Annotated in this window: 9 protein-coding genes; 6 read left to right on the top strand and 3 right to left on the bottom strand. The window is 75.1% G+C overall.

Annotation, left to right across the window (positions count from 1 at the left end; translation table 11 throughout):
* Positions 1–359 precede the first annotated feature (359 nt).
* From KUM39_RS06610 to KUM39_RS06600, 3 genes are all read left to right on the top strand, one after another.
* Positions 360–596 (top strand): MbtH family protein, encoded by a 237-nt coding sequence (locus KUM39_RS06610; RefSeq protein WP_246619735.1) that lies wholly within the window; start codon positions 360–362, stop codon positions 594–596.
* Positions 589–1,368 carry a 4'-phosphopantetheinyl transferase family protein gene (locus KUM39_RS06605; RefSeq protein WP_217784462.1) on the top strand — a complete coding sequence of 260 codons (780 nt, stop codon included), beginning with the start codon at positions 589–591 and terminating at the stop codon, positions 1,366–1,368. Before KUM39_RS06610 ends, KUM39_RS06605 begins: the two co-directional genes overlap by 8 nt.
* A gap of 136 nt (positions 1,369–1,504) precedes the next feature.
* A complete protein-coding gene (locus KUM39_RS06600) occupies positions 1,505–2,239 on the top strand; it encodes a Type 1 glutamine amidotransferase-like domain-containing protein (protein WP_217784461.1) in 735 nt (244 codons plus the stop codon).
* A 57-nt stretch (positions 2,240–2,296) separates the two neighbouring features.
* On the opposite strand, the gene KUM39_RS06595 is transcribed toward KUM39_RS06600, so the two are convergent.
* From KUM39_RS06595 to KUM39_RS06585, 3 genes are all read right to left on the bottom strand, one after another.
* Positions 2,297–3,130 carry a phosphotransferase enzyme family protein gene (locus KUM39_RS06595; RefSeq protein WP_217784460.1) on the bottom strand — a complete coding sequence of 278 codons (834 nt, stop codon included), beginning with the start codon at positions 3,128–3,130 and terminating at the stop codon, positions 2,297–2,299.
* A 172-nt stretch (positions 3,131–3,302) separates the two neighbouring features.
* Complete coding sequence (locus KUM39_RS28675) at positions 3,303–3,992, bottom strand: response regulator transcription factor (RefSeq protein WP_217784459.1); 690 nt, start codon at positions 3,990–3,992, stop codon at positions 3,303–3,305.
* On the bottom strand, positions 3,989–4,600 hold the full coding sequence (locus tag KUM39_RS06585; protein WP_217784458.1) for a helix-turn-helix transcriptional regulator: 612 nt from the start codon (positions 4,598–4,600) through the stop codon (positions 3,989–3,991). The genes KUM39_RS28675 and KUM39_RS06585 overlap by 4 nt, the downstream gene beginning before the upstream one ends.
* Positions 4,601–5,197: 597 nt before the next feature.
* Here KUM39_RS06585 and KUM39_RS06580 point away from each other — a divergent pair.
* From KUM39_RS06580 to KUM39_RS06570, 3 genes are all read left to right on the top strand, one after another.
* Positions 5,198–8,344 (top strand): type 2 lanthipeptide synthetase LanM family protein, encoded by a 3,147-nt coding sequence (locus tag KUM39_RS06580; protein ID WP_308288058.1) that lies wholly within the window; start codon positions 5,198–5,200, stop codon positions 8,342–8,344.
* 246 nt (positions 8,345–8,590) lie between these two features.
* Positions 8,591–8,827, top strand: coding sequence for a hypothetical protein (locus KUM39_RS06575; protein WP_217784456.1), 237 nt, complete (start codon positions 8,591–8,593; stop codon positions 8,825–8,827).
* Between the two features lie 342 nt (positions 8,828–9,169).
* Positions 9,170–12,085, top strand: coding sequence for a helix-turn-helix transcriptional regulator (locus KUM39_RS06570; RefSeq protein WP_217784455.1), 2,916 nt, complete (start codon positions 9,170–9,172; stop codon positions 12,083–12,085).
* Positions 12,086–12,121 lie beyond the last annotated feature (36 nt).

Raw genomic sequence — 12,121 nt, 5'->3', positions numbered from 1 at the left:
GGGTGCGCGGTTCTCGCGCGGCTCGGCCGGGTCACGGCCCGGTGCGGTGCGCACCGGTTCCGGGCCCTCAGCGGCCGGAGAGCACCGTCCCGCGCCGGGCGGGTGCGTCACCAGAGAAAATCCGGCAGCAACGCGTGCGGCCGGTCCAGCGCGTTCGTCCCTGCCCGCGCGGCGGGAGCGGAGGCACGCTGGCCTACGTTCCGCCGCCGGACCGCGCTCCGCCGGACGGCTCCGTACGACGTGACATGCCCGTACGGGGCCTCCCCCACGGGCGTCGGTGTGTGCGGTGGGACCCGTCGGCCCCTGACCTGCGGCCGGCTCATCACCTGTGTGGGAGGTTCACCGTGACGCACGACGACCTGGCGACCGGGACGGGCGGCGAGCACGTCGGCCCGGACAGCGACGAGGTGTACCTCGTGGTGCGCAACGACGAGGAGCAGTATTCGATCTGGCGCGCCGGTCTGGAACTGCCCGCGGGCTGGCACGCGGAGGGGCTGCGCGGCAGTCGGCGGGAGTGCCTGGACCACATCGACGTGGTGTGGACGGACATGCGCCCGCTCAGCCTGCGCCGCCGACTGGCCGGGGCTGATGTCTGACCGGTACCCCGGCGGGCTCCGCACCGACCCGGTGTACGCCCCGCACGCCCCGCCGGGGCTGCTGTGCCCGGCCGTGCTCGACCTGTCGGGTCTCGGACGCCGTCCGGACGTACCGCCGCCGCGCGCGCTGGACGGCCCGCTGGAGCTGTATCTCGCCCGCGTCGGCGCCCTGGACGACCAATCCCTGGTCCGCGCCCAGGAGTTGCTGGACGCGGAGGAGCGGGCGCGGGCCCGCGCCTTCCGGCACATCCGCGACCGGGACGCCTACGTGGTGGCGCACGCGGCGCTGCGCAGCGTCCTCGGGGTGCTGCTCGGTATGCGGGCGGAGGCGCTGCCGCTGGTCCGTGAGCCGTGCGCGGGCTGTGGCGGACCGCACGGCCGCCCCGCGCTGAGCACACCGGGCGTGCACTTCTCGCTGTCGCACAGCGGGGGCCTGGTGCTGGTGGCGCTGGCCGAGGAACCCGTGGGGGTCGATGTGGAGGGCCTGGCCACCGCCCAGGCCGTGCTCAGCGCCCAGTCCGCGCTGCACCCCGTCGAGGCGGACGAACTCGCCCGCCTCCCGGCCCCCGCCCGCGCCGCATCCTTCACCCGCGCCTGGGTCCGCAAGGAGGCGTACCTCAAGGGGCTCGGCACCGGTCTGGTGCGCGATCCGGCGCTGGACTACGTCGGCACGGGGCCGCGTCCGGCGGCGCCCGATCCGCACTGGGCGCTGCGGGACGTGACGGTCCCGACGGGGTACGCGGCGGCGGTGGCGCTACGGAGGGGAGGGTAGGAGCGACGGTGCGGACGGGGCAGGGGGTGGGTCACCGAACGGCCCACCCCCGCACGTCCGTTGACCGGCCTCGGCCGTATCGCGCGGCCGTCCCGGTGGCCCCGCGGGGACCGTCCGTCACGCTACGATCGCGCCCGTGACGGCACCGGAACCCACCATCCTCGCCACCTCGGGCGGCCACCGCCCCGGCACCCGCACCCGGCTCCTCTTCGACGCCCTGGTCCACCAAGCGGTGGATCTCTCCGGCGTGCACGGGCGGCGCCCCCGAGTCCTCTACGTGGGCACGGCGACCGGTGACGCCGAGCACGTCACCGCGCGGGTCGCGGAATCGGCACGCGTGGCGGGGTACGACCTCACGCCGCTCCAGCTCTTTCCCATGCCGAACGTCGAGGACGTCGAGGGCACGGTGCTGAACCATGACGTGGTGTGGGTGATGGGCGGTTCGGTGGCCAATCTGCTCGCGGTGTGGCGGGTGCACGAGCTGGACGCGGTGATGCGGCGCGCCTGGCAGGCGGGCGTGGTCCTCGCGGGGGTCAGCGCGGGCTCCCTGTGCTGGTACGAGGGCGGCGCGACCGACTCCTTCGGCCCCGAACTCCGCCCCGTCACGAACGGGTTGGGCTTCCTCCCCTACGGCAACGGCGTCCACTACGACTCCGACCCCGGCCGCCGCCCCCTCATCCACCGCCTGGTCGCGGACGGCACGATCCCCACCGCCCACTGCACGGACGACGGGGTGGGACTGGTCTACAGGGGCACCCAACTGGTCGAAACAGTGGCGGAGTTGCCGGGCAGGGCGGCGTACGTGGTGCGGCGCGAGGGTGACCGGGCGGTGGAGGAGCGCATGGAACCGCGGGCGTTGTACGCCAAGTAGCTTCTCTCTCAATGCCGTTGAGCTACCAAGCACTGACACTGGCTACCCGGCTACCGGCTACCGGCTACCGGCCGCGTCCCTGATCCGTGCGAGCCATTCCACGCCCAGCCGGTGTCCGTCCGGGAACCGGTCCTCCCGGTCCCAGCGCCACGCGGTGATCATGGCGAGCACGAGAAGGCGGCACTGGTCCAGGAGGGCCTGATCGGCTTCCGGAACGTGCGCGGCGACTTCCTCCGGGGCGTGGGCGAGGTCGAACTCGACGGGCCCGCGACAGCAGGTCTCCAGGTCGATGAAGAGGGGTCCGCGCGCGGTGGCGAGGACATTGCCGGGGTGGGGCTCGCCGTGCAGCGGTTGCTCGCCGCAGCGGTGCGCGCCGATGGACACCTTGAGCGTACGGAGCGTACGGCCGAGCAACTCCCGGTCCGCGCCGGTCAGTCCCGGCGTGCGTTCCGGGTCCGCGACGAGCCGTTCCGCCCGCTCGGCCCGCTCGGTGAAACGGGGGACCGGGGCATCGAGGGTGCGCATACCGGCGTGCAGGCGCCGCAGCGCCCGCGCGTACGCGGCGGGCGGGATCTCCGGCGGTCCGGTGGGCTCGTAGTACGTCCAGAACGTGACCGCGAACCCGTCCCGTTCATGGACCCGCTCCCCCGCTCGGGGCGCCGGTTCGCCCACCGGGCACCCGGCGTCCGCCAGCTTCCGCCCCAGCCCCACCTCGAACGCGGCGGTGCTCCCACCGCCGGGCTCCACCCGGGCGACCACGTCACAGGGCGACAGCCGCAGGGTGAGCCTGTTGGAGTCGTGCAGCACGACGGCGTCCTCCACGGCCAGCCCGAGCGTCCGGGCGGCGGCGATCGCGGCGTCTCGGGCACGTGGACTCTCCGGACCTCGCACAACGGCGCCTCGACTTCCTCTCGCCCGAGCGACGGATCGCTTCCCCGCGCACCGGTGCGCGCGTGCGGCGTACGCATTCGACCAGTTCGGGCGGACGCGGCGCCAGCGGAAAAGGTCCGCCCCGAGAGCCACCGACGGGCGACGGGCGACGACGGAGCACCGGAACCCCGGTTCAGATCAGGCCGTGCCGGACCGCGTGGGCGACCGCGTGGGCTCGGTTGCGGGCGTGGAGGCGGGACATCAGTTCGTAGACCGTGTTCTTGACGGTGTGTTCGGAGCAGGAGAGCAGGCGGGCGATGTCGGCGTTGGCGTGGCCGTCGGCCATGAGGCGGAGGACGGTGGTCTGGCGGCCGGTGAGGGTGGTCGCGGCGGCTTCCGGGGCCTCATCGGCGGGGCGGTGGCCGGAGGTCAGGAGGTGGGAGAGGACCGGGTAGGGGATGCTCTGGTGCGGGCGTCCGGCGCCGTGTACGGCGGCGAGGAGGTTCTCGGCGCCCAGGTCGGCGGTGCGCAGCACGAGCGCTCCGGCGCGCACGGCGCGCATCAGCCCTGCACGGGTCACCGTCTCGCTCACCACGAGCACCGGCTCGCCCTCGCGGGCCGCGCACAGCGCCCGTTCCACGTCGTCCGCGACGATCACGGTGACCGCGTGGGGGCCGGGCACGTCGGGTACGCAGGTCAACCCGGCGCGGCGCGCGGCGGCCCGGACCCGGTCCGCGTGCCGGGCGTTCAGCACGCGCAGCCTCAGCCGCGCGACACGCGTGCCTTCCGCGTCCTCGACGGGGGCGGCCTCCGCCACGGCCGGAGTGTGCGGGAGGGCGACGGTGGCCATGACGGCCTCGGGTCCGGTCAGGGTGAGGGTCACAGCAGGCCCGCTCTCAGTGCGTAGGCGACGGCGTGCGCGCGGTTGCGCAGCCGGAAGCGCTGGGTGATGTCGTGGACGACGGTGGTGACGGTGCGCGGCGAGTAGGCGAGGCGCTGGGCGATCTCGGCCGTCTCGTGCCCGTCGGCGACCAGCTGGAGCACGGACCGCTCCCGCTCGGAGAGCGCGCCCTCGGCCCAGCCGCCGTGGCCGCCACGCGCACCGTTCGGACGGTCGAGGACCTCTTCGAGCAGTTCCGGCGGGAGCGTGCAGTCGTCCCGGTCGGCGGCGACGACCGCGTGCGAGAGGCGCGGGGCGTCGGCCTCGCGGCGCAGCAGCAGGCCGCGTGCCCCGGCGGCGAGGGCGTGCAGGGCGTCACCGGAGGCGAGGGCACCGGCCACCAGCACGACGGCCGGGTGGTTCCGGGTGGCGCGGGTGGTGCGCACCATGTCGAGTTCGGCGGGCCCGAGCCGGTCCACGGTGAGGACGGCGACGCGGGCGTCGTCGGGCCCGCACACCGCCAGCTCGGGGCAGGCGTGCAGGGTGCTGCGCGTGCCCGCCTCCAGAACCGGGTCGAGCGCGGTCACTCCGACGGGTACGGGTGCTCCCATCTTCTGCTCCTTGGAAGGTAGTTCGCCCGGTCGGCTCCGTACGGGGCACCGGGTGCGGTGTGGGTACTGCACCGCAGCCTGCCGTCGGCGGGCGGGAGCGGCATCCGTAGTCGGCACCCAGCTTTGTCCGGCGTTGCCCGCCGCACGGGGGTACGAGGGCGGTCCGGGTCGGTGTCGGGGAGGCAGAAGGGGGCTTCCGACCCGTACGGGACACCCCGCCCCTACCCGTACGGGCCGCAGCGACCCCCGGCCCGACCCCCGGCACGGCCCGTACGGGTGGGGGATGGGGGTCGCCGGTCCCCGGCATGGGCGCTGAGGGCGGGGCCGGGGTGTCACGTAGGGGTGGGGGCGTGCCCGTATGGGGGTCGCGGATGGGTACCTACGGGGTTTCGGGGCCCGCAAGGAGTCCCCGGAGGTTTTTCTCCCGCCTGTCCACACCCCTGTCGGGACCGTGGGTGCCCATAAGCTGACCTGCACCTTCTCCCTTCCCCTACGGGCCTTCCCCCGGGGCATGGGGAGGTGGGGTGGGGGCCCGCAGAGAATATGGGGGCTGGTTCCCCATGTGGGGGTCGTACGGCCTCTGCGACCTTTCTTCTCGTGACCGATACAGCCAGCCTCCCGACTCCCCGGAGCGCCGGCCTGCCGCTCTCCTGGTGGGCCCCGGCGCTGACCCTCGTGGAACGCCTCGCCGCCCCCGGCCTCCCGGCGGCGCCCGCCGACGCGGCAGCCGTGTCCGCCCCCTGGGCGGCCGGTGACGCGGACGGGTTCGCCGTACGGCTGGACCACCTGGGGGTGGACGCGGCGACCGCGGCGGCCCTCGTTCTGGAGCCCGCCGGTCGGCTGGCCGCCCGGACCGAACGGCCCCGCTGGGCACGGTACGTGGAGGAGGCCCTGGACGCGGCGGAGGACGTCGTCACCCGGTACGAGGAGACGGAGTCCGGCGCGGACGGCCCCGGCGCCTTCGCCCCCGTCGTCCGCCCCCTGGTCACCGCCGCCGAACTCCGCCTCGACAGCCTGCTGAAGGGCGTCGCGGACGCCGAGCGGGCCGTCTGGCGGCGGGCGTTCACCGAGCGCCTGACCCATCAGCTGGTCGGACAGGCCGCCCGCACCCTCGTGCACGAGCTGTCCTCGGCCCGCCGGGCCGGACGCCTCGCCGGTGCCGGACCGCGCGAGCGGTTCACCTCGTTCGTCACGGCGACCGCCACCCGCCACGGCCTGACCACGCTGTTCGCCGCCTACCCGGTGCTGGCCCGCATGATGGCGCAGACCGCGCTGGACGCGGTGGACGCGGCGGCCGAACTGGTCCGGCGCCTCCAGGCCGACCGGAGCGAGCTGGCCGCCGAACTGCTGGACGGCCGCGACCCCGGCCGCCTGGCCGCCGCCGACCTGGGGCTCGGGGATGCGCACCACGGCAACCGGTCGGTGGCGATCCTCCGCTTCGAGCACGGCGACCGGGTCGTCTACAAGCCCCGCACCCTCGAACAACACGCCCTGCTCGACGAGTTGACGGCCTGGCTCAACGCCAAGGTCCCCGGTCTGCTGCTGCGTTCCCCGCGCGGGGTGCGCCGCGACGGATACGGCTGGCTGGAGTTCGTCGCGCACCGCTGGTGCCGTACGGTCACCGAGGCGGACACCTTCTACCGGCGCCAGGGCGCCCTGCTGGCCCTGCTGTACGCGGTGGACGGCGCCGACATGCACTACGAGAACGTGATCGCGTGCGGCGACCAGCCGGTCCTGGTGGACGCCGAGACGCTGCTGCACACCGGGCTCGGCCAGGCCATGACGGCGGGCGCCGACCCGGCGGCGGACGCCCTGCACGCCTCCGTGCACCGCACCTGTCTGCTGCCGCACCTGCTGATCGGTGAGCACGGCGCGCTGGACATCTCCGCACTCGGCCGGTCCACCGACGGCACCTTCCCCAGCGAGGGACTGCGCTGGGAGGACTGCGGCACGGACACCATGCGGGCCGTACGGGCGCCGCTGCCGAGCCCGGCGGCGCAGAACCAGCCGCTACCCGAGGGCCGCCCGCTGGAGGGCGCCGACCATCGGGCCGCGCTGCTCGCCGGGTTCCGCACCGCCTACGCGGCCATCGCCGAACACGGCGCCGAACTGACCGCCGAGGACGGTCCGTTGGCTCGCCGCGCCGACAGCCCGGCCCGGCTGATCGTCCGCGCCACCCGGCTGTACGCGACGCTGCTGGAGGAGTCCACGCATCCCTCCCTGCTGGGCGACGCCCTGGCCCGCGAGGGGGTGTTCGCGGTGCTGTGGACCGAGTCGGAGGGCGACCCGGTGCGCGGGCGGCTGGTCGAGCACGAGACCGCCGACCTGTGGCGCGGTGACGTACCCCTGTTCGCGCATCGCCCGTCGGACACGGGGGTGCTGACGGGCGACGGGACCCGGGTGCCGGGTCTGCTGCCGGTGGCCGCGCTGACGGCGGTCCGGGAGAAGGTGGCCCGGATGGACGAGGTGGACTGCCACGACCAGGAGTGGATCGTGGCGGCGACCCTCGCCGCGCGGGGCTCCGGTTCCCCGCTCGCCGGGCCGCGTTCGGCGCTGGCGGTGACACCGGTACCGGCCGTGGTGCCGGAGCCGTCCGGGCTGCTGGCGGCGGCCTGCGGGATCGCCGACGAGATCGCGGCCCGCGCCGTCCGCTCCGGCGGACGCACCAACTGGCTGGGCCTGGAACGGGTTTCGGGTCCGCACTGGGCGGTGCTGCCGATGGGCGCGGGGCTCGCGCAGGGCTACACCGGCGTCGCGCTGTTCCTGGCGCAGGCCGACGCGCTGACGGGCGGCGGCCGGTACGCACCCCTGGCACGGGAGGCCGTACGTCAACTGCCCTCACTGCTGAGGGCGTTGGCAGCCGACCCCGAGCTGAGCGCGGCGGCCGGACCGGGCGCGTACGACGGGCTGGGCGGTACCGTGCACGCCCTGGTACGGCTGTCGGCTCTGCTGGACGAGGACCTCACGGGCTGTCTGCCGGACGCGCTGACCGCGCTGGCGCACGCCGTGGCCGCCTGCCCCGAACCGGGGTTCGCGTCCGGCACCGCCGGTGCGCTGGCCGCCGCGCTGTCGGCGCACGAGGCGACCGGCGTCCCGCAGGCCCTCGCCCTGGCCGACGCGGTGGCGGACCGTCTGCTCGCGCTGACGGCCGACACCGGCCTGGGACACGGTTTCGCGGACGGCGGCACCGGCATCGCGCAGGCGCTGCTCCGGTACGCGGTCCACCGCCCCGGCCGGGCCGCCGCCCACACGGCCACCGCATACGCCCTGCTCACCTCGGCTCTTTCCGAATCCACTGGGGGAACGACTTGGCGGGACACCTCCTGGTCCTCCGGGCTGGCCGGCGCAGTGGCCGCCTCGGCGGCACTGCCGGGCCACCCACTACCCACGGCCCTCAGGGACGCGCTCACGGAGGCGGAGGTGTCACCCGGTCTGAGCCTCGGGGACGGCGCGCTCGGCTCCCTGGAAGCACTGACCGTGCTCGCGCGGGCCGGGGACCCGGCCGCCGCACCGGCCCTGACCCGGCTCGGCGGGCAGGCCCTCGCCCTGGTCGAGGCGCAGGCCCACCACTGCGCCACCCCGGACCACGTGCCCTCCCCCGGCCTGCTGGACGGCCTGTCCGGCATCGGCTACGGCTTGCTGCGACTGGCCCGCCCCGACGCCGTCCCGTCCGTCCTGCTCCTCGAACACCCGAGTGCGATTCCGGCGCGGTCCGGCCACCGGCCCGAGGGCCGCTTCCCGTGAGGGAGATCCCGATGAGGGCTTCCCCGTAGGGAAGATCCCCGACAGGGCTTCCCCGTAGGGGAGTTCCCGTGAGGGCTCCCCCGTACGGGACCCCCTCCCCCGCCACCCGGCGCCCCGGCCCGGGAACGGCCGACCACACGCGTCACCCGAGCAACCCGAGCAACCCAGCGAGACCCGCACCACGACCCTGCTCCACCTCACTCCCCCGTGCTCGCCCGCACGGGACCTCGGAAGGGGACCACCGTCATGGACCAGCACTTCACCACCGCCGCCTCCGCCCTCGACGCCGCCGCTCTCGACACCACCGCCGCCGAGCGGACCGGTGTCGCCGCGGGCGCCGAGCAGGACGCGGCGGGCGGCATCACGCTGAAGGGCCGCAACCGTGCCTGCGCCCGTGCTCGCGTGCTGGCCGGAATGGTGCTGACCAGCGGCATCGTGATCACGCTCAGCTCGATGGACACCTCGGTCTCGGCTCCCCGGTAGCCGGAACACCGGCGGTGGGCCACCACGGCGGGACGACTCCGTGCCTCACGGGTCCGTCCCGCCGTTTTCCTTGCCGGACCACCATCTCCCGCACCGCCGCCTTCCCCACCGCCGCCGTCCGCACCCCGGCCATCCGCACCGCCGTCTCCCGCACCGCATCGCCCGTTTCGGGCGCCATGCGCCACCGGTCCCCGCCCGCGCCGCGCCCCGAACCAGGGCGTGGAACCGCCGCTTCCGGGAAACCCGCCGCCCACCAGGGGAGACTCCGGCCACAGCGCCCGGAACCAGCCGTGTTCACGCAACCTCCCCCACGTCCCCACATTCTGATTATCATCAGCCTTCATGCGCTCCCATGCACCCTCCCTGGTCGGGCGGGACCCCCAACTGGGCCTGCTCGAAAGAGCGGTGTCCGACGCCCGGCAGGGGCGCGGCGGTGTCGTGTTCCTGGTCGGTGAGGCCGGTGTCGGCAAGTCCCGGCTCGCGGCCGAGGCGGTGGGCGGTGCGCTCGGTGCCGGGATGCGGGTGCTGCGGGGCCGCAGCAGTACGACCGGTCCGGCGGTGCCGTTCCGGCCACTGACCGAGGCGCTGATGTCGCTGTTCCGGGGCGGCGAGCCGATGGACGACCTGGCGCTCGGGCCGTACCGTCCCGTCCTCGGGCGGCTGATACCCGACTGGGACACCGGCGAGCGCGACAGCAGCTCGATGGTGATCCTGGGCGAGGCGGTGCTGCGGCTGCTGATCGCCGCCTCGCGCGGACAGGGCCAGCTCCTGCTGCTGGAGGACCTGCACGACGCCGACCCCGAGACGCTGGGCGTCCTCGAATACCTCGTGGACAACCTGGAGTACACGCCCGTACTGCTGCTGGCGACGGTGCGCACCGACTTCAGCGACGCGCTGGACCTGGCCCAGTCCGCGCGTCGGCGCGGGGCCGCCGCCCTGGTCGAACTCCCGCCGCTCACCCGGCCCCAGGTGCACGACATGATCGCGGCCCAGCTCGGCACCCGGACCCCCGAGGACGTGCCCGAGCCGGTGCTGCGGCGGCTGTGGGAGGACAGCGCGGGCAGCCCGTATCTGGTCGAGGAACTGCTCCAGTCGATGATCGGCTCGGGCACGCTGGTACAGGGCCTGGACGGCTGGCGGGCGGTGGGTGACCTCCGCAGTGACGTTTCCTCGACACTGGCGCGCGGCATCCTCCGCCGTATCGACCGCCTCGGCGGCGAGGGGCTGACCCTGCTGTCGGCCGCCGCCGTGCTCGGCAGACGATTCCCGCTGACCGTCCTGCAACGCATGACCGGCGTCGAGGACCGCGCGCTGCTCAGCCATCTGCACGCGGGGGTCGCCGCCCGGCTGGTGCTGCCGGACGAGCCCGCGCCCGACTGGTACGCGTTCCGCCACTCCCTGACCGTGGAGGCCCTGTTCACGCAGATGACGCCGGGCCGCCGGGCCGAGTTGGCCCGGCGCGGCGCGGAGGCCGTGGAGGCGCTGCACCCGGAGCTGGAGGGCGACTGGTGCGCGCTCGCGGCCGGGCTGCGCAGCGCGGCCGGGGACACGGCGGCGGCCGGGAAGCTGTTCGCGGAGGCGGGCGCGCGGGCGCTGGCGGCGGGCGCACTCGGGTCGGCGGTGACGCTGCTCGGCCGGGCCGAGTCGCTGCTCGCCTCGGGCAGCGACGCGCAGGCGCGGGCCGGGGTGCTGGAGCATCTGCTTCCGGCGCTCGCGGAGTCCGGGGACTTCGCCCGCGCCTTCGATCTCGCGGAGGATCTGCACGCGCTCGGCGGCTCGGGGCTGAGCGCCGCCCGGCTGGCGACCCTGCACACCCGGCTGGCCAAGGTCGCGCACACGGCGGGCCGTTGGGCCGACGGCAACCGGCAGATCGCCCGCGCCCGGCAGGTGCTGGCGACCGCGCCGGACGAGGGGGTGGCGGCGGCCGTGGACGTCACCGCCGCCTACCTGGCACTGGACACGCCGGGCCAGGACCGCACCCAGCACGCGGAGAAGCTGGCCCGTGCCGCCGTGGACACCGCGGAGCGGCACGGCCTGCCGGTCGTCGTCTGCCAGGCCCGCGAACTGCTCGCCACCGTGGCCCGCGAACGCGACCCCGAGGAGTCGCGGGCGATGCTCGAACAGGCCCTGGCCACCGCCGAACGGCACCGGCTGCCGCTCCAGCGGATGTACGCGGCGACCCGGATGGGCGGCGGCACCTGGCTGGCGACCGGTGACGCCTCGGGCCTGCTCACCGCCCGCGAGGAGGCGCTACGCCTCGGCTCGGTCTCCATCGTGCACACCGTGGACGGAATCCTCGTACTCGACGGCGTGCTGCGCGGGCAGTACGACGGCGCCGCCTCGGCCGCCGCGGACACCCTGGCCGTCGTCCGCAGGCTCCGTCTCGCGCCCGCCGTCCGCTACGTCCTGATGGCGCAGGCCACCCTGGCGGCGCACCGGGGCGACCGTACGGGCATGGACGCGGCGCTCGCCGCGTTCGCGGAGTGGGACGGGCCGGGGTCGCAGGAGGAACCCCTCTGCTTCGGGCTGGCCCGCGCGTTCTGCGCGCTGCTGGAGGAGGACGTGGAGCGCGGCCGGGCCGAACTCGGCGTGCTGCGCGCCCTGGAGGCGGACAACCCGTCCACGTTCCACCTGGGCGGTACGCATGGGCTGGCGCTGCTGCTGGACGTGCTCGCCGGGGAGGCGGACCGTGCCGGGCACGAGGAGGTCGCGGCGACCGCTCCGGCGCGGCTGCGCTGGAACCGGCAGTTCGTGCTCCTCGCGGACGCGGTGCTGCTCGGCCGGGAGGGCGCGGGTGAGCGGGCTGACGCGGCCGTCGCGGAGGCGCTCGCGCTGGCGGAGCCGTATCCGGTGGCCCAGCATCTCGGGCTGCGGCTGATCGCGGACGCGGCGCACGCGGACGGCTGGGGCGACCCGGTCGGCTGGCTGCGCCGGGCCGAACACCACTTCCACGAACGGGACGTGGCCGCCGTGACCGGCGCCTGCCGGGCCGCGCTGCGCCGCCTGGGCGCCTCGGTCCACCAGCACCGCTCCGGTACGAGCGGCATCCCGGAGGCGCTGCGGGCGCAGGGCGTGACGGTGCGGGAGTTCGAGGTCTTCCGGCTCCTCGCTGAGCGCCTCACCAACAAGGACCTCGCCGACCGGCTGTTCATCTCACCCCGTACGGCGGAGAAGCACATCGCCAGTCTGATGACGAAGACGGGAGCGGTGAACCGGGCGGATCTGTGCGCCAGGTCGGCGGAGTTGCGCGGGGTGTGAGGCGGGGTGCCGGTTCGGGCGCTGTCCGTGAACACG

Origin of the sequence: Streptomyces corallincola (genome assembly GCF_019104725.1) — a bacterium.
In the GTDB taxonomy this organism is placed as follows: domain Bacteria; phylum Actinomycetota; class Actinomycetes; order Streptomycetales; family Streptomycetaceae; genus Streptomyces; species Streptomyces corallincola.
This window is presented reverse-complemented; position numbering and strand designations above follow the sequence as displayed.

Coding starts and splice junctions, on each gene's coding strand:
- KUM39_RS06605 (WP_217784462.1), top strand. CDS start 589: ATGTCTGACCGGTACCCCGGCGGGCTCCGCACCGACCCGGTGTACGCC.
- KUM39_RS06585 (WP_217784458.1), bottom strand. CDS start 4,600: ATGGGAGCACCCGTACCCGTCGGAGTGACCGCGCTCGACCCGGTTCTG.
- KUM39_RS06575 (WP_217784456.1), top strand. CDS start 8,591: ATGGACCAGCACTTCACCACCGCCGCCTCCGCCCTCGACGCCGCCGCT.
- KUM39_RS06570 (WP_217784455.1), top strand. CDS start 9,170: ATGCGCTCCCATGCACCCTCCCTGGTCGGGCGGGACCCCCAACTGGGC.